This window comes from Streptomyces sp. NPDC053493 (assembly GCF_044544825.1).
GTDB lineage: Bacteria > Actinomycetota > Actinomycetes > Streptomycetales > Streptomycetaceae > Streptomyces.
Window position 1 is genome coordinate 386,261 of record NZ_JBITXS010000005.1, and the last position, 17,120, is coordinate 403,380.

The 17,120-nt window shown below is 72.1% G+C and carries 16 protein-coding genes and 1 tRNA gene; 9 read left to right on the top strand and 8 right to left on the bottom strand.

Annotated elements, in window-relative coordinates:
* Positions 1–67 precede the first annotated feature (67 nt).
* Positions 68–1,291: an FAD-dependent monooxygenase gene (locus ACIGO8_RS18040; RefSeq protein WP_399731315.1), complete on the top strand. Its 1,224-nt coding sequence runs from the start codon at positions 68–70 to the stop codon at positions 1,289–1,291.
* A gap of 150 nt (positions 1,292–1,441) precedes the next feature.
* On the top strand, positions 1,442–1,942 hold the full coding sequence (locus tag ACIGO8_RS18045) for a hypothetical protein (protein WP_399731015.1): 501 nt from the start codon (positions 1,442–1,444) through the stop codon (positions 1,940–1,942).
* Positions 1,943–2,005: 63 nt separating this feature from the next.
* Here ACIGO8_RS18045 and ACIGO8_RS18050 read toward each other — a convergent pair whose 3' ends face one another.
* Positions 2,006–2,677, bottom strand: a complete 672-nt coding sequence (locus tag ACIGO8_RS18050; RefSeq protein ID WP_399731018.1) for a pentapeptide repeat-containing protein — start codon at positions 2,675–2,677, stop codon at positions 2,006–2,008.
* Between the two features lie 120 nt (positions 2,678–2,797).
* Here ACIGO8_RS18050 and ACIGO8_RS18055 point away from each other — a divergent pair, with 120 nt between their 5' ends.
* Both ACIGO8_RS18055 and ACIGO8_RS18060 read left to right on the top strand, forming a co-directional pair.
* Positions 2,798–3,982 carry an FAD-dependent oxidoreductase gene (locus ACIGO8_RS18055; RefSeq protein ID WP_399731021.1) on the top strand — a complete coding sequence of 395 codons (1,185 nt, stop codon included), beginning with the start codon at positions 2,798–2,800 and terminating at the stop codon, positions 3,980–3,982.
* 165 nt (positions 3,983–4,147) lie between these two features.
* Positions 4,148–5,146, top strand: coding sequence for a zinc-binding dehydrogenase (locus ACIGO8_RS18060; protein WP_399731024.1), 999 nt, complete (start codon positions 4,148–4,150; stop codon positions 5,144–5,146).
* A gap of 13 nt (positions 5,147–5,159) precedes the next feature.
* On the opposite strand, the gene ACIGO8_RS18065 is transcribed toward ACIGO8_RS18060, so the two are convergent.
* From ACIGO8_RS18065 to ACIGO8_RS18075, 3 genes are read right to left on the bottom strand one after another with little or no spacing between them, the layout of a single operon-like run.
* Positions 5,160–5,495, bottom strand: a complete 336-nt coding sequence (locus tag ACIGO8_RS18065; protein ID WP_399731026.1) for a hypothetical protein — start codon at positions 5,493–5,495, stop codon at positions 5,160–5,162.
* 23 nt (positions 5,496–5,518) lie between these two features.
* A complete protein-coding gene (locus tag ACIGO8_RS18070; protein ID WP_399731029.1) occupies positions 5,519–5,995 on the bottom strand; it encodes a GNAT family N-acetyltransferase in 477 nt (158 codons plus the stop codon).
* A 19-nt stretch (positions 5,996–6,014) separates the two neighbouring features.
* Positions 6,015–6,932, bottom strand: a complete 918-nt coding sequence (locus ACIGO8_RS18075; RefSeq protein WP_399731316.1) for an aminoglycoside phosphotransferase family protein — start codon at positions 6,930–6,932, stop codon at positions 6,015–6,017.
* A gap of 340 nt (positions 6,933–7,272) precedes the next feature.
* Between ACIGO8_RS18075 and ACIGO8_RS18080 the strand changes: the two genes are divergently transcribed.
* Entirely contained in the window at positions 7,273–8,661 is a 1,389-nt protein-coding gene (locus tag ACIGO8_RS18080) for an NAD(P)/FAD-dependent oxidoreductase (RefSeq protein WP_399731031.1), read from the top strand.
* Between the two features lie 101 nt (positions 8,662–8,762).
* Here ACIGO8_RS18080 and ACIGO8_RS18085 read toward each other — a convergent pair whose 3' ends face one another.
* A complete protein-coding gene (locus ACIGO8_RS18085; RefSeq protein WP_399731034.1) occupies positions 8,763–10,805 on the bottom strand; it encodes a restriction endonuclease in 2,043 nt (680 codons plus the stop codon).
* A 90-nt stretch (positions 10,806–10,895) separates the two neighbouring features.
* Positions 10,896–10,974 (bottom strand) — tRNA-Thr (locus ACIGO8_RS18090).
* Positions 10,975–11,132: 158 nt separating this feature from the next.
* Between ACIGO8_RS18090 and ACIGO8_RS18095 the strand changes: the two genes are divergently transcribed.
* The 4 genes from ACIGO8_RS18095 (at position 11,133) to ACIGO8_RS18110 (ending at position 14,524) form a co-directional block, all read left to right on the top strand.
* Positions 11,133–11,657, top strand: a complete 525-nt coding sequence (locus ACIGO8_RS18095) for a helix-turn-helix domain-containing protein (protein ID WP_399731037.1) — start codon at positions 11,133–11,135, stop codon at positions 11,655–11,657.
* Between the two features lie 359 nt (positions 11,658–12,016).
* A complete protein-coding gene (locus ACIGO8_RS18100; protein ID WP_399731039.1) occupies positions 12,017–13,114 on the top strand; it encodes an ABC transporter ATP-binding protein in 1,098 nt (365 codons plus the stop codon).
* A gap of 229 nt (positions 13,115–13,343) precedes the next feature.
* The gene (locus tag ACIGO8_RS18105) at positions 13,344–13,757 is read left to right on the top strand and encodes a hypothetical protein (RefSeq protein ID WP_399731042.1); all 414 of its coding nucleotides are present in this window, start codon (positions 13,344–13,346) and stop codon (positions 13,755–13,757) included.
* A 53-nt stretch (positions 13,758–13,810) separates the two neighbouring features.
* Complete coding sequence (locus ACIGO8_RS18110; protein WP_399731045.1) at positions 13,811–14,524, top strand: NDP-sugar synthase; 714 nt, start codon at positions 13,811–13,813, stop codon at positions 14,522–14,524.
* Positions 14,525–14,621: 97 nt separating this feature from the next.
* Here ACIGO8_RS18110 and ACIGO8_RS18115 read toward each other — a convergent pair whose 3' ends face one another.
* On the bottom strand, positions 14,622–15,149 hold the full coding sequence (locus ACIGO8_RS18115; protein ID WP_399731047.1) for a hypothetical protein: 528 nt from the start codon (positions 15,147–15,149) through the stop codon (positions 14,622–14,624).
* A 181-nt stretch (positions 15,150–15,330) separates the two neighbouring features.
* On the bottom strand, positions 15,331–16,914 hold the full coding sequence (locus ACIGO8_RS18120; protein ID WP_399731050.1) for a DoxX family membrane protein: 1,584 nt from the start codon (positions 16,912–16,914) through the stop codon (positions 15,331–15,333).
* Positions 16,915–17,120 lie beyond the last annotated feature (206 nt).

Genomic DNA, 17,120 nt, shown 5'->3' on the forward strand with positions numbered 1-17,120 from the left:
ACCACCGCCTCCTGCTACTGTGCGTTGCCACTCAGGCGCACTGTGTCATGTCCTCGTGGGAGCGCACGTGAAGATCACCATCGTCGGCGGCGGGCCCGGCGGCCTGTACTTCTCCATCCTGATGAAGCGCCAGGACCCCTCCCACGAGATCACCGTGTACGAGCGGAACCCGGCCGGCTCCACCTACGGCTGGGGCGTCACCTACTGGGCCGGGCTGCTCGACAAGCTGCGGGCCGGCGACCCGCCGTCCGCGGAGGCCATCGCCGCGGCCTCGGTGACCTGGACCGAGGGCGTGGCGATCGTCCGCGACGAGCGGACCGTGCACCGCGGCGACGCCGGGTTCGGGATCGGGCGGCGGCGGATGCTGGGACTGCTCGCCGACCGGGCGCGCGAACTCGGCGTACGGATCGCGTACGAGCACACCGTCACCGGCCCCGACGCCCCCGAGCTCGCCGGCGCCGACCTCGTGGTGGCCGCGGACGGCGTGAACAGCGTGCTGCGCGAGGCACACGCGGACCGCTTCGGCGCGCAGGTCACCGCCGGCCGCAACCCGTACGTCTGGCTCGGCACCACCAAGGTCTTCGACTCCTTCAGCTTCGCCTTCAAGGAGACCGAGCACGGCTGGATCTGGTGCTACGCGTACGGCTTCAGCGGCGAGCGGTCCACCTGCGTGGTCGAGTGCGCGCCCGGCACCTGGAAGGGCCTCGGGCTCGACCGGACCAACGAGGCCGACAGCCTCCGACTCCTGGAGAAGCTGTTCGCCGACCTCCTCGACGGCGAGCCGCTGATCGGCCGCGAACAGGCCGACGGCGCCGCTCCCGCTCAGTGGCTCACCTTCCGCACGCTCACCAACCGCACCTGGCACCACGGCAACGTGGTGCTCCTCGGCGACGCCGCCCACACCACCCACTACTCGATCGGCGCGGGCACCACGCTCGCCCTGGAGGACGCACTCGCGCTCGCCGCCGCCCTCCGCGACCCGGTCCGCGACCCGGACAGGCCGCTGGACGCCGCACTCGGCGCGTACGGCCGCCGGCGCCGCTCCGAGCTGCTGCCGGCACAGAGCGCGGCCCACTACAGCGCCCAGTGGTACGAGAACCTGCCGCGCTACATGCGCCTGGAGCCGGCCCGGATGTTCGCCCTGCTCGGCCAGCGGCACTCCCCGCTCCTGCCGCACGTCCCGCCGCAGCTCTACTACCACCTCGACCGGGCGGCCGGCCGGCTGGAGCCCCTGCGCCGCCTCAAGCGCCGGCTGGGCCCCTACCTCGCCCGCGCCGCCCACCGGCGGTGAGCGGCAGGGCGCGGGGCGGGGCCGGCCGGGAGGGCCGGGCGGGCCGGGCGGGAGGGCCGACCGGGAGAGCAAGCCGACCGGGAGGGCAGACCGCGGGGCCCGGCCGCACCGCCGGCCGCGGCAGCCCGTCGGGCATGACACCATCGGTGCGTGCTCGACATCGGCTACTCGCTCTCCCGCCGCTTCCCCGACCCTCCGCAGACCGACTACCGCCGCGCGGACGTCCACGCCCTGCGCCACGACCTGTTCTGCGGAGACGTCTATCTCGCGGACACGGAGAAGGACCAGGAGCTGTCCACAGCCTGGGGATGGGTGCCGGTGCTCGACTTCGCATGGGCGCTGTGCGACATCGTCGAGCAGCTCGACCGTGACCCGCGCGGCAGCCGCGCCGCCCAGCCGCAGTACGCGGAGCTCGACTTCACCGAGTCCTCCGACCGGATGCTGTTCGAGCGCCGCTTCGGCTGGGTGGACGTCGAGGCCGACTGGATGCCGGGCGACGAGCCGCCGCTCACCTTCAACCACGCCGAACTGCGCCGCGAGGCCCGCGACTTCCTGCACGACCTGATCGCCGACCTCACCGACATGCACGAGGGCCTGGCCGACAACCCGGCCGTCTGGGACCTCCAGGCCCGCTTCCCCCGCCTTCCCTGAGCCCCGGGCCCGAGCCCTGGCTCTGAGCCTTGAGCCCTGGCCCCGAGCCCTGAGCCCCGAGCCCTACCGAGCGTCTTCCACCCGCACCCCCAACTGCGCCGCGAACACCGGCGCCAGATCCAGCAGCTGCGCCGTGGAGATCACCGCGCCCGCCAGCGCGTCCACACCGCGCGCGATCTCAAGGCGCGCGACGGTGCGCAGATCGACGTCCTTGAGCTTCGCCCGGCTGAAGTCCGCGCCCGTCACGACACAATCCCGGAACTCCACCCGCTCCAGCGTCGCACCGCCGAAGTCCGTCTCGCTCAGCACGCACCCGTCGAAGAGGACGTCCCGCAGCTCGGCCGTCCGCAGATTCAGATAGTCGAGCTTCCCGCCCCGCACCCACACCCGCTCGAGCACCGCACCGTGCAGCTTCGCCCCGCCCAGGCGCGCGTCCACGAGCTCCACGTCACGCAGCTGCGCGCCCGCCAGGTCCGTGCCCACACCCCGCACCTCCGCGAGCACCGAGTCGAGGAAACGGGCCGACGTCAGCCGCGCCTCGTCCAGCGCGCAGTCACGCACCGCGCAGTCCAGGAACCGCGCCCCGGCCCCGTCCTGCCCGGCCAGGGCGAGGCCGGCGAACTCCACCCCGTCGTAGTCCCCGTCCGGCTCCAGGCCGCCGCCCTCGTACGCCTCCAGCGGCGGCAGCCGCACCTCCGGCTTCCGCACCTTCGCGACCGTCTTCCGCTTGCTCATGCACCCATCGTGACGTACGCCACTGACAACGCCCCGGGACCGATGTCACGAACCCGGCCGGCCCGTCCGTCCCTTCCGTGAACCCCGACAAAGGGCCGGGCGTACGAAGGAGCCAGACAGATGCGGAAGATGACGATCGTCGGCGGCGGCTTCGCCGGTCTCACCGCGGCCATCACCGCCGCCGAGGCGGGCGTCTCGGTGACCCTGTACGAGGCGCACCACACCCTCGGCGGCCGGGCCCGTACGGCCGAAGGCCCGTACCTGATCAACGAGGGCCCGCACGCGATCTACGACGGCGGCCCGCACTGGACCTGGCTGAAGCAGCGCGGCCTGCTCGGCGAGCTGGCGCCGCTGCCGCTGCACAAGGCCGCCGGGCTCCGCTTCCACCACCACGGCGCCCTGCGCCGCATCCCGCCGCTCGGCTTCGTGCGCCAGACCCGCCGCCCCGCCGAACAGGCTCCGGTGGACGTCGACTTCCGGACCTGGGCCACCACGGTCGCCGGCCCCGCCACGGCCCGCGCGGCCGCCTCGTACAGCGGTGTCGCGCTCTACCACCACGACCCGGGCGCGCTGTCGGCCCGCTTCGTGCAGGAGCGGCTGCACCGCGCCGCGGCCTTCCCGCCCGAGGCGCACTTCATCAAGGGCGGCTGGGGCCGGCTCGTCGACCGGATGGCGGCCCGCGCCCGCGCACTCGGCGTACGGATCGAGACCTCGTCGCGCGTCGACCGGCTCGACGACCTGCCGCTCGCCGAAGGACCGGTGATCGTCGCGACCGCCCTGCCGTCCGCCGCCCGCCTCCTCCAGGACCCGTCGCTGACCTGGGAGTCGGGCCGTACGGTCCTTGTCGACCTGGCGCTGCGCACGCGCAAGGGCGACCCGTTCGCGCTCTCGGACCTGGACGCGCCGGGCTGGGTCGAGCGGTTCACCACCCAGGACCCGAGCCTCGCGCCGGCCGGCGAGCAGCTGATCCAGGCGCAGCTGCCGATCGGTCCCACCCAGTCGAAGGCGGACGGGATCGCGCACGTGGAGCGGCTGCTCGACCTGGGCTTCGCCGGCTGGCGGGAACGCACGGTGTGGCGGCGCGCGGCGGTCTCCCAGGGCCGTACGGGCGCGGTCGACCGCCCCGGCACCACCTGGCGCGACCGGCCGGCCGTGGACCGCGGCGACGGCGTGTACCTCGTGGGCGACCAGGTGGCGGCGCCCGGCGTGCTGGCCGAGGTGTCGTTCACGAGCGCGGTGGAGGCGGTCTCGCAGGCGCTGCGCGGCAGCATCCTCAAGGAGCGACTTGACCTCAAGCGCGCTTGAGGTCGGAGGCTTTACGCGTCCACGGCGCCACGCCACGCACCCGCCTCGCGGGCACGTCGCACCGCGTCACACCGCACCGCGTCACACCGCACCGCGTCACACCGCACCGCGTCACACCGCGTCGCGTCGAACCGCGTCGCACCACCACGCACAGGGGAGCCCACCATGCACGCCATCCGCCTCCACGCCTACGGTCCCGCCGAGAACCTGACCTACGAGGAGATCCCGGACCCGGTCCCGGGCCCCGGCCAGGTCCGCGTCAAGGTGGCGGCGGCCGGCGTGCACCTGCTCGACACCGCCCTGCGCGAAGGCCGGCCCGGCCCCTTCCCGGCACCCGTCGACCTGCCCACCGTCCCCGGCCGCGAGGTCGCCGGCACCGTCGACGCCGTCGGCGAGGGCACCGACCCGGCCTGGCTCGGCAAGCGCGTCGTCGCCCACCTCGGCATGGCACCCGGCGGCTACGCCGAACTCGCCGTCACCGACGCCACCCGCCTGCACGCCCTGCCCGACCACCTCGGCGAGGCGGAGGCCGTCGCCATGATCGGCACCGGCCGCACCACCCTCGGCATCCTCCAGTTCACCGAACTCGGCCCGGACTCCGTCGCCGTCGTCCCCGCCGCGGCCGGCGGCATCGGCACCCTGCTCGTGCAGTACGCCAAGAACGCCGGCGCCACCGTCATCGGCCTGGCCGGCGGACCCGAGAAGGCCGCCCGGGTCCGCGCCAACGGAGCGGACCTCGCCGTCGACTACAACGAGCCGTCCTGGACGGACGAGGTCCGCGCCTTCCTGGGCACCCGCACCGCCACCGTCGTCTTCGACTCGGTGGGCGGCGACACCGGCCGCGCCGCGGTCGACCTCCTCGGCAAGGGCGGACAGCACATCGTCTTCGGCTGGTCCTCCGCCGGCCTGCACGACGGCGAACCGCTCACCTTCACCGAGGAGGAACTCGCCGCCCGCGGCATCACCTCCGAAGGCGTCCTCGGCCCGGTCATGCTCCAGAAGGCCGGCGGCGACGTCCGCAACCTCGAACTCGCCGCCCTCGCCGCCGCCACCGACGGCACCCTCCGCCCCGCCGTCCACCCCTTCCCCCTCGACGAAGCCGCCGCCGCCCACCGCGCCCTGGAAACCCGCGGCACGATCGGCAAGGTGGTCCTCGTCCCGTAGAACCGCCGGAGCCTCAGACCCCGATCACGTCCCAGGAGTGCGCCTTGAACTCCTTCAGGAAATCGGGGTGGTCCTCCCACATCCGGGCGACGGAGCGCAACACGTCCCAGTTGTGCTCCAACGCCTGGTCCACCACCTGCCGCAACTCCGGCGCCGACTCCCGCTTCTCCAACAGCCCGCTCACCGCCGACGCCGCCTGCACGGTGTACCGCGTCGCCCGCAGCGCCCGCGAGGTGTCATCCATCCCGAACCCGTGATCACTCCCGTTCGCCGGGTCGAACAACGGCGTGAGCCGCCCCTCGATGAACCCCGTGATCCGCTCGAACCGCTGCTGAATATCCATGTCCATGCCCCCTTCCTACCTGAACGGCACTACGAGCCCGCACCCAGCGTCTTCAGCGCGTCGTCCGTCAGGCGGTAGACCGTCCACTCGTCCTGCGGGCGGGCGCCCAGGGACTCGTAGAAGTCGATGGAAGGCTTGTTCCAGTTGAGGACCGACCACTCCAGGCGCTCGTAGCCGCGCTCCACGCAGATCCGGGCCAGTTCGGTCAGCAGAGCCTTGCCGTGGCCGCCGCCGCGGAGGTCCGGGCGGACGTAGAGGTCCTCGAGATAGATGCCGTGGACACCCCGCCAGGTGGAGAAATTCAAAAACCACAGGGCGAAACCGGCGACCTCGCCCGCATCGGTCTCGGCGATGTGGGCGTAGGCGGCCGGGCGGTCGCCGAACAGGGCCTCATGGAGCTGTTCCGGCGTGGCGCGAACCTCGTCCAAGGCCCTCTCGTACTCCGCGAGATCGCGGACGAGACGGTGGATGACGGGTACGTCGGCAGGCGTGGCGGTACGGATCATGAGGCCAGCCTGCACCCGGTCAGGCCCCCGTGGCCAGCAGCGTCCGGGCGATGGACACCTGACCCGCGTCCAGGGCCACTTCGCCGTCCTCCACGTCCCACAGACCGTTCTGCAGCACCCGGCCCAGCGTCCACGCCCGCGCCCGCGCCCGCGCCCGGTCGAGACCCAGCCGCTCGGTGAGCAGATCGAACCGCCACCGGACCACCGCCGGCTCCGGCCCCCGCTCCCACAGGTCGGTGAGCGCCGGCAGCAGATCGAAGCCCGGATCGCCCGCCAGCGGCTTGGGATCGATGGCCAGCCACGGCTCACGCTCCGCGGCCAGGACGTTGTCGTAGTGCAGGTCCCAGTGCAGCAGCCGGTCACCGGGCTCGCCCATCACCTCCCGTACGGCCGCCGCGCAGTCCCGCAGCAGCCGCGCGTCCGCCCCGTCCACGAGCCGCGCCGCGGCCGCCGGCGCGTCGGCGACCATCCGGGCCGCGATGTCACCCAGCCGCCGCACACCCTCCGGCGCCGGCACCGCGACCAGCCGCGCCAGCAGCTCCGCCAGGATCCGCACCGCCTCACGCCCGTCGCCCAGCGTCGACAGATGCCGCGTCTCGTCCGCCCGCTCCAGCAGCATCGTGCACGTGCCCGGATCGCTCTCCAGCAGCCGCACCGCCCCCTCGCCCGCCCACACCCGCAGCGCGACCGGCTCGCCCTCCGACTCCTCGTCCGCCAGCTGAAGCTTGAGCGCCGCCCGCGACCCGTCACCACGCACCACCGGCAGCACCAGCGACGCCACCCCGTACATCGAAGGACCCGTCACCCGCAGCCCCCACCGGTCCAGGAACTCCGCCGCCCGACCCGGCAGCGCCGCCACGAACGCCCGCCCCGCCTCGCCGTTGTACCTCACCTGGGACGCCGCCAGTTCGGCCGGAACCTCGATCACCCGGCCCACCCTAGACACCCGCCCCGCGCCACACCCGCCCCTTCCGGCCACCACCGGCAGCCCCGCCACCGCGCCTCGGATCGACGAAAACCGTCACCACCCGACGCACCCGAGCCTCCCCGGCGACCCTCCTCCCGCCGCCCACCACCACCCACCACCGCCCACGACCGCCCCCACACCCGCCCGCCGGCCCCCGCGCACCCACCCGGACACCGCCCTCCCAGGACGACGAAATCCGCACCCTCCACGCCACCCGCACCACCGCCGCCCAGCCCGCGCCCCCAGACCCGTATCCACCAGCCCCCGGCCCCGGTAACCTCCCGCGCACGCACCCGGAAGAGGGATGGACATGAGCACGATCAACGGCGGCATTTCGTTCTGGTACGCGCAGGAGGGCGCCCCCGCACCCCGCGAACCGCTCCCCGGCGACACGACCGCCGACGTCTGCATCGTCGGCGGCGGCTACACCGGCCTGTGGACCGCCTACTACCTCAAAAAAGCCGCCCCCTTCCTCGACATCGTCGTCCTCGAAGCCTCCTTCTGCGGATACGGCGCCTCCGGCCGCAACGGCGGCTGGCTCTACAACGGCATCGCCGGCCGCGACCGCTACGCCGCCCAACACGGCCACGACGCCGCCGTACGCCTCCAACAAGCCATGAACGACACCGTCACCGAAGTCATCGACGTCTGCACCACCGAAGGCATCGACGCCGACCTCCACCGCGGCGGCGTCCTCGAAATCGCCACCACACCCGCCCAGCTCGCCCGCCTCAAAACCTTCCACGCCGCCGAACTCGCCTACGGCGAAAAGGACCGCGCCCTCTACGGAGCCCGCGAAACCGCCGAACGCATCCGCGTCGCCGGCGCCGTCGGCTCCACCTGGACCCCACACGGCGCCCGCCTCCACCCCGTCAAACTCGTCAAAGGCCTCGCCGACACCGTCGAAGCACTCGGCGTCACCCTCCACGAATCCACACCGGTCACCGAAATCCGGCCCAAGCACGCCGTCACCCCCTACGGCACCGTCCGCGCCCCCTACGTGCTCCGCTGCACCGAAGGCTTCACCGCCTCCCTCACCGGCCAACGCCGCACCTGGCTCCCCATGAACTCCTCCATGATCGCCACCGAGCCCCTCACCGACGCCCAATGGGACTCGATCGGCTGGAACGGCCTGGAAACCCTCGGCGACATGGCCCACGCCTACATGTACGCCCAGCGCACCGCCGACGGCCGCATCGCCCTCGGCGGCCGCGGCGTCCCCTACCGCTACGGCTCCAAGACCGACAACGACGGCCGCACCCAGCCCCAGACCATCCAAGCCCTGCGCGACATCCTCGTCCGCTTCTTCCCCCAGCTCGCCGGCGTCGACATCGCCCACGCCTGGTCCGGCGTCCTCGGCGTGCCCCGCGACTGGTGCGCCACCGTCACCCTCGACCGCTCCACCGGTCTCGGCTGGGCCGGCGGCTACGTCGGCTCCGGCGTCGCCACCACCAACCTCGCCGCCCGCACCCTGCGCGACCTCATCCAGCAGGACTCCGGACAGTCCGGACCCACCGACCTGACCGCCCTGCCCTGGGTCAACCACCGCGTCCGCAAATGGGAACCCGAACCACTGCGCTGGCTCGGCGTCCAGACCATGTACGCCGCCTTCCGCGCCGCCGACCGACGCGAGACGGCCTCACACACGGCCACCACCGACCGCATCGCCGTCCTGGCCAACCGCCTCAGCGGCCGCTGAACCGACCACGGCAACAACCACCCGGGGGCGCGCAGCCAAGACCCGCAGGTCCTGCAGGCACGCCCCCGACCGTGGTCCGAGACCGTACGGCCCCGACCGCCCTACTCCACCTCGATCCCGAAATCCCCCACCAACTCCGCCAACCCGCCCCGATAACCCTTCCCACCCACCACGAAATCCCAGTCCCCGCCCGCCCGCCGCCGGAACGAACCCAACACCAGCGCCGTCTCCCCCGCACGCCCGTCCGACACCTCCAAACGGTCCAACTCCGCACCCGCGTCATCCCGCAGCACGATCCCCGCCTCCGCGAAACCGGCCAGATCCGCCTCCGGGTTCACCTCCGGATCAACCGCCGCCACCAGCACCAGCCTGTCCGCCCGCGCCGGCAAAGCCCCGAAACCGACCCGTACCGCCGCCCTGTCACCCGCCGGAGCCGTCACCATCGCCACCGAACCATCCGGCGTCGACGGGTTGTTGAAGAACACGAACCACTCGTCCCCCAACACCCGGCTCCCCGCACACACCAACGCGCACACATCGAGCGCCACCGACCCCGACCACACCATCCCCAGCAGACTGAAACCCTCGTCCGCCTCCGCCGGCGCCCCCACCGGCTCCACCCGCACCGGCTCCGGCTCCCCGGACCCCAGCCGCCCCCGCAGACCGTGCCGATGCAACAACTCCACCAGCTCCGGCCCCGAGACCAACGTCAACGGCTTGCCATTGGCGAAAGCGTACGAACCAGGACCGAAGCGCGACGTCGTCACCAACACACCCTTGTTCGCCCCCGCCCCCTGCACCGTCCCGAACAGATCCCGCACCGCACTCGGCGGCACCGTGTTCCGGTACCGCTTCACCTGCACGATGATCGAACCCCCACTGATCGGATCCGGATCCAACGCCTCCACATCCACACCACCGTCATTCGACCGCCGCGTCGTCACCGCCTGCAGACCCCGCGCCCGAAACAACTCGGCCACCAAACCCTCGAAAGCAATCGGATCCATCGCCAGCAGATCCGGCTCCACACCATCACCCTGCGACACCACACCCGAACCCACCTGCTCCGGCAACAACAACGGCCGCACCGCCACCCGCTCGTCCGGCCGCCCCGACAACCGGCCCGACAACGCCGCCGTCAAACACTCCACCGGACTCACCAACTCCAGGTTCAACCCCCCGAAAACCCGCCGCTCCACCGCCACCGACGCCACACACACCCGACCCGCCAACCCCGTCGCCGGATCCACCCCGTCCACAAAACCGCTCAGCGTCACCCGCTCCAGCACCCCGAAACGGTCCGCAACAAACAACTCCCGCAACGCCAACAGCACACTCTGCGCCAACACCTCCCGGTACAGCGCCCGCCGCTGCGACACCGGCCGCGGAACCTCCCTCTCCTGGTCCGTACTCGGCAGATACTTCACACCCTTCGCCGCCGGCACCACCTCCAACCCCGGCAACCCCCACTCCAGCACCAGACCCCGCGACACCCGGTCGTACGCCGCCGAAACCTGCCGCGGAAAACCATCCGGCCACGCCGTCGACGCGTACAACACCGCCGAGAAGTACTCGACCACCGTCTCCGGCTCACCCGCCCGCAACGCCGCCTCCGTACCCGCGATCCCCCCGTTGTGCGCCCGGATCTCCGCCAGCCGGCCCGCCGCCCACTCCTCGTACTGCCGCCGATACGCCGCCAACTGCTCCACCCGCCGCGCCTCCGCCGCCTGCGCCGCGTACCAGTCCCGCTCGAACACCGCCCGGTCCCGATAGAACCGCTGATCCGGCATCGACACCGGCTCCCCCAGCGGCCCCGGCGCGAAAGGCGCCACCACCTCCGGCTCCCGCAACCCCTCCACCGACAACGGCCGACTCCGACAACCCGCCGCCAGCAAGCCCTCCAGAACCGCCACCCGCTCGTCCAGCTCCCGCGTCCGCCGCAACGCGTCCGCCTCCCGATGCCGCCGGTACTCCGCCCGCTGCTCCCGGTGCATCCGCGCCACGTCCCGCTCCCGCGCCCGCAGCTCCCGCTCGGCCTCACGCTGCTGCCGCAGCACCGCCTGCTGCCGCCCCTCCCGCTCCCGCTGCGCCACCCGCTGCGCCTCGGCCCAGGCCCCGATCAACCCACTGGAACGCCGGCTCATCCGCCGCACCCCTCCCCGGAAACACCCTTCGCACACGCCCCGTAACGCACAAGTGTCCCGGACCCTGCTGGGTCCGGGACACAAGCTCGATGGAGCCCCCTGTCGGATTCGAACCGACGACCTACGCATTACAAGTGCGTTGCTCTAAACCGAGCTGAGCTAAGGAGGCAATGCCTCATCACGCACGCGCGCGAGGCTCCACCACTCTACACAGCCCCAGGAACCGCCAGCGAAGAACTTCAGGACCTGCGTAACCACCCGCCCACACGTTCGTTGACCGGACTGGAGTGCCGTTCCGACTATCGGACAGCAGGGCAGGGAGGGGCGATGGCGGAGCCATCGGAGGAGGGGCCGGTGCGGGTCGTCGGCGCCGACGCCAAGCGTGTGAAGCGCGAGGCGCTGGGCATCGCCGACCGGCATGAGCGTCATGGCCGGGCGTCGGGGGCCATGACGCGCCGCGTGAAGGAACCGGGCACGCAGCAGCGTGTCTACCGCTATCGCTTCTACCCCTCCCCCGAGCAGGCCGAGCAGCTGATCCAGACCTTCGGCGCCTGCCGCTGGGTCTACAACGAGGGTCTCGCCCTCCGCTCGGGCGCCTGGGAGCGGCATCGGGTGTCGGTGGGGTTCGCGGACACGTGCCGGGCGTTGACGGGATGGAAGCGGGAGGAAGGGCGGGAGTGGGCCTGCGTTGAGTGTGGTGCGGTGCACGGGCGGGATCACAACGCGGCGGTGAATCTGCGGGACGAGGGGATGCGGTTGTACTGGCTGGTGGCGATGGCGTTGCCGCCGGGGCGGCCGGTGCCGTCGTTGATCAGGGCGTCCGAGCTGCCCGAGGCCGTGCCGGCCGCGTAGAAGGACGTGTGTCACGGACCGACGGGCCGTCGGCCGGAATGCCTGTGGAGCTCGTGTGAGACCGGTTCGGTGCGGTCCTCAGGACCGTACGGAATCGGCAGTGGGCGATGAAGCAGGAAGCGCCGCGTGCGCAGCAGGGTCAAAAGTTGGGCGCTCTGCCACGCGCGACAGCAGGGCCGGAAAAGCATTGCCTGGCCACCGGCCGAACGCGCCCCGTTCGCAATCTCTCCCTCTCCACCTGCTGACAGATCGGACAGCGCCAGGTACCGTCACCGGAAGTTCACCCAGGTGGACTACACCACATCCTTCCTTTACTCGGATCGTCCGGCACGTTCCTGCCGGTGAAGGGACACATCACCATGGCTTCCGTCACCTACGACAAGGCGACCCTGGTCTACCCCGGCGCCGAAAAGCCCTCCGTCAACGAGCTGGAGATCGAGATCGCCGACGGCGAGTTCCTCGTTCTCGTCGGTCCGTCCGGCTGTGGCAAGTCGACCTCGCTGCGCATGCTGGCCGGTCTGGAGGACGTCACGTCCGGTGCCATCCGCATCGGTGACCGCGACGTCACGCACCTGCCGCCGAAGGACCGGGACATCGCCATGGTGTTCCAGAACTACGCGCTCTACCCGCACATGACCGTCGCCGACAACATGGGCTTCGCGCTCAAGATCGCGGGCGTCAACAAGAGCGAGATCCGGGCCAAGGTCGAAGAGGCCGCGAAGATCCTCGACCTCACCGAGTACCTGGACCGCAAGCCGAAGGCGCTCTCCGGTGGTCAGCGTCAGCGTGTGGCCATGGGCCGGGCCATTGTGCGTGAGCCGCAGGTGTTCCTCATGGACGAGCCGCTGTCGAACCTGGACGCCAAGCTGCGTGTCTCGACCCGTACGCAGATCGCGAGCCTGCAGCGCCGGCTCGGCATCACCACGGTGTACGTGACGCACGACCAGACCGAGGCGCTGACCATGGGCGACCGGGTGGCGGTTCTGAAGGACGGGCTGCTGCAGCAGGTCGACACGCCGCGCAACATGTACGACAAGCCCGCCAACCTCTTCGTGGCCGGCTTCATCGGCTCTCCGGCGATGAACCTGATCGAGGTTCCGATCACCGACGGTGGCGTGAAGTTCGGCGAGAGCGTCGTGCCGGTCTCCCGTGAGGCGATCGCGGCCGCGTCGGCCAAGGGCGACACGACGGTGACCGTCGGCGTCCGCCCGGAGCACTTCGACGTGTCGGGTCCGACGAGCAAGGACGGCCTGGCGGTGACGGTGAACGTGGTCGAGGAGCTAGGCTCCGACGGCTTCGTGTACGGCTCCACTCGCGTCGGCGGCGAGGACAAGGACATCGTGGTCCGCGTCGGCGGCCGCGAGGTGCCGGCCAAGGGCTCCACGCTGCATGTCGTGCCGCGTCCGGCCGAGCTGCACGTGTTCTCGACCTCGACCGGCGAGCGCCTCTCCGACTGAGGCCGCCGAGGGGCACTTCCGTACGGCTCCGTTCCCGCTTGCGGGGGCGGGGCCGTTCGCGTACAAGGAGCATGAAATCCCGAGTCGGTGAAAACCCCGGCAGAACTGGGCATTCGGGCCCGGGCGCCACCATCGGCGTCAACACGGGATTCGAAAAGTCGCCTCGAACCATCGCTCGCGAGAGTGACTAAATGTCGCCATATCACTACCGCCCGCTACGCTCGCCTGCGTGACGCACACTGCCCGCCGAATCGGCCGCTCTCTCGCCCTCGTCCTGCCCGTCGTCCTGGTGCTCTCGGGAACGCTCGCGGTCTCCGCCGTGCCGTGGGCCGGTCACGGCTCCGGGACCCAGATGCTGACCGCCTCGTCCACGGACGTCTCCACCCGGGCCAAGTCCCGTGCTCCGCAGGATGTCCTGCGCGAGCAGCTCCTGGCCGAGCTTCAGGAGAAGGACCCCGGTGTCGCCCTCACGCACCTGCAGCGGGAGGTGGAGAACCGGCCGTCGATCGCCAAGCACTGCATGTCCATCGCGAAGGCCCTCGGCGCCGCCGCCGTCCGCCACTACGGCCCGACGCGCGCCCAGTCCTTCTCCCGCCCGGTCTGCGACACGTCCTTCGCGTTCGGCGTGATGCACGCGAGCTGAGCCGGTCGAGGCGAGGCGCGTGGGCCGGCGGCTCACCGCCTATCGTTCCCGGTATGCATACCTCCCCGACGCAGGCCGTGATCCTGGCGGGCGGCCAGGGTTCGCGGCTGCGCCCGTACACCGACGACCGCCCCAAGCCGATGGTCGAGATCCCGGGCACCGGGACCCCGATCATCGGCCATCAGCTGTCCTGGCTCGCCGCGGAGGGAGTCACGGACGCCGTCGTGTCCTGCGGTCATCTGGCCGAGGTGCTTCAGGAGTGGCTGGCGACGGCCGACCTGCCGTTGAAGGTGACGACGGTCGTCGAGTCCGAGCCGCTGGGCCGGGGCGGCGGTCTGAAGTACGCGGCGGCGCATCTGCCGGAGCCCGGGCGGCCCTGGTACGCGACCAACGGGGACATCTGGACGCGGTTCTCGCTGCGTGAGATGGCCGAGTTCCACACCGAGCGCGACGCCACGGCGACGCTGGCTCTGGCGCGGCCGCGGATTCCGTGGGGCGCCGTGGAGACGGACGCGTTCGGGCACATCACGGACTTCATCGAGTCGCCGCCGTCGCCGTATCTGATCAACGCGGGTGTGTACGTGTTCTCGGCGGCCTTCACGGATCTGCTGCCGGAGCGCGGCGATCACGAGCGCACGACGTTCCCGCGGCTGGCCCGTGAGCGGAGCCTGGCGGGCTTTCCGCTGCCGCAGGGCGCGTACTGGCGGGCCATCGACACCGCGAAGGACCTCACCGAGGCGGCCAAGGAGCTCGCGGCGCACGCCTGAGCGCGGGCACCGGCCTCGGGCGCGGTACGGCGGAGGGGCGGCACCACGTCTTCGTGGTGCCGCCCCTTCGTCGTACCGCCGTACGGGAGACGTGGCCTCAGACCGGGGCGGCGGCGGTCAGGGCGACGGCCGAGCCGGCGAAGACGGCGGTGTGGCGGACGTTCTGCAGGACGCGGGTCCAGGCCGGGAAGGCGCCCTCGGCGGCCTTGAGGAAGGCGGGGACGTCGACGCGGAGCAGTTCGGCGTCGCCCTTGCGGCGGAAGGCGGCCTGGACGGACTTCACGGCGCCGAGCTGGCTCTGGAGGATCGCGATGTTGGCGAGGAACGCGATCGAGGAGAAGACCCAGGTGAGGGTGGTGCCCCAGGAGTTGCCGGCCATATTGAGGGCGGCGGCGGCGATGTTGACGGCGGCGAAGGAGCCGGGCGCCCACCACTCGTGGCCGCTCGCGTCGAAGCGCAGCTTGTTCTCCTCCAGGACCTCGGGGCGGATGCCCTGGCGGCGCAGTTCGGTGACGGCGGCGGCCTTGGCGACGGCGCCGAAGCGGTGGCGCAGGAGCGGGATGCTCAGGAAGGCGGCGGCGACGAGGAGCTGGGCGACGGCGGTGGCGGCGGCGAGCGTGTTCACGAGGGTCTCCTTGGGCGGTGTGGCGACTACGGGGACTTTTACTTAGTTCAAGTCCCGTCGTCGAGGACTGTAGAACCTTCCTTGAACTAAGTGCAAGTAGTACGGGAAAGGAACAGCGGAGAGGCCCCGGGTGTCCGCCTGGACGGACACCCGGGGCCTCCCGGTTCAGCTCGCCGGCCGCTCAGCCCAGCAGGCCGCCGATCGGGTTGCGCGCCCCGCCCGAGGACGAGCCGCCGTCCGAGGAGCCGCCGCCGCCGCTGCTGCTGCCGCTCGACGGCGTGCCGCTCGTGCCGCCCGAGGACGAGTCGCTGGACGACGAGGACGGCGACGTCGTACGCGACTGGCTCGGCGTGCGGGAGCCGCCGCTGCTCGTCGTGGCGCTCGGGCTGCGCCGCTCGCTGCGCTGCGTCTCGCGCGCCGACTCCGTCGGCTTCGCCTCGTCCTCGTCCTTCTCGGACGCGCCGCTCGCCCCGGTCGTCGCCGTCGGCTTGGGCTTCGGCGCCTTGCGGGACGGGCTCGTCGCGCCGGGCTCCTTCGGCAGCGGCTGGCCCGGCAGGTGGTTGACCGGGTCGTCGTTCGGCCCCGGCACCGTGACCATCTCGGTGGAGCGCACCGCGCCGCCGAGGATCGAGCCGACGAGGAGCGTGAGGCCGACGACCACCGCGCTGACGACCGTGCCGCGCCGCAGCACGCGGCGGCGCAGCTCCCACAGCTCGGCGCGCGGGCCGAGCGTGCGCCAGGCCTCGCCGGCGAGCCGCCCGTCGATCGAGTAGACCGGGGCGCCGGCAATGATCAGCGGCGACCAGGCGGCGAGGTAGATGATGTCCGCGCTGTCGTAGACCGGGACGGTCTTCCAGCTGACGGTCAGGATCAGCGCGGCCGACAGGAGCGCGCCGACCACGGCGGCGACGCGCTGCCACAGGCCGAGGACGGTGAGGACGCCGACGACGACCTGGAGGAAGGCGACGGTGAGGCCGGCGCCGACCGGGTGCTGCAGCGCGAAGTCCCGCAGCGGCTCGGCGAGCGCCCACGGGTGCAGCGAGTTGAGCCACTTGACCATGGAGCCGCGTTCGCCGCCGTCGAAGTAGACGGGGTCGCAGAGCTTGCCCATGCCCGCGTAGATGGAGATGAAGCCGAGGAAGACGCGCAGCGGCAGCAGCACCACGCCGAGGTTCATCCGGCGGCCCGGGTAGTAGGCGTGCCGGACGCCCGCGGCCGTGGCGCCCGACGTCCAGGGCGCGCCGTTGCGGTGCGGCCCGCGGGCCTCCGGCCGGTCGGCGCCGTCGTCGTACGCGGCGGTGTCGTCCGGCGCGGTCTCGTACAGCTCGTCGTACGCGCCCTCCGCGCGCCGCATCGGCGGCAGCAGCGGGGCCGCGGGCCGGGCGGGCACCACGGGCGTGGGCATCGTGTCGTCGATGCGCGGGATGGTCTGGGTGGTCGGCTCCAGGGTGGAGACGGCGCCGGGGCCGGACGAGTCGCGGACCGCCTGGAGCAGTCCGGTGGCGCCCGGGGCGGACTTGCCGCTCCACACGACGGGACGGCGGCGGGCGGCGCCCGCGGCTCCCGCGCCGGCGCCCGCCGCGGCTCCGGCGAGGGCGGCGATGCGCGGGTTCGCGGCGAACGCCGGCTGCCCGGCGGGCGCGAGCCGCACACGGAAGCTGGCGTGGTTCACGATCACCTGGGCGGGATCGGAATCCACTTTGACCATGCTCAGCGCGGGCTGATCGTCGAACCCCGGCCGGGGCGTTCTGGTGTCCACACTCATCTAACCGAGTGATGCGCGGTTAGGACACTGCCTTGACGGTTGGGAAATGTCCGAGGCCCGTCAAGATCACGGCCGGGGCGCGTCCCCCGTACGGGTCAGCCCGTACGAGGGAGGCGGATCAGCCCGGCCAACGGCGGATCAGCCCGTGCGGCGGCGGGCCGGCCCGTCCGGAGACCCGACGGCGGATCAGCCCATCCGGCGGCGGA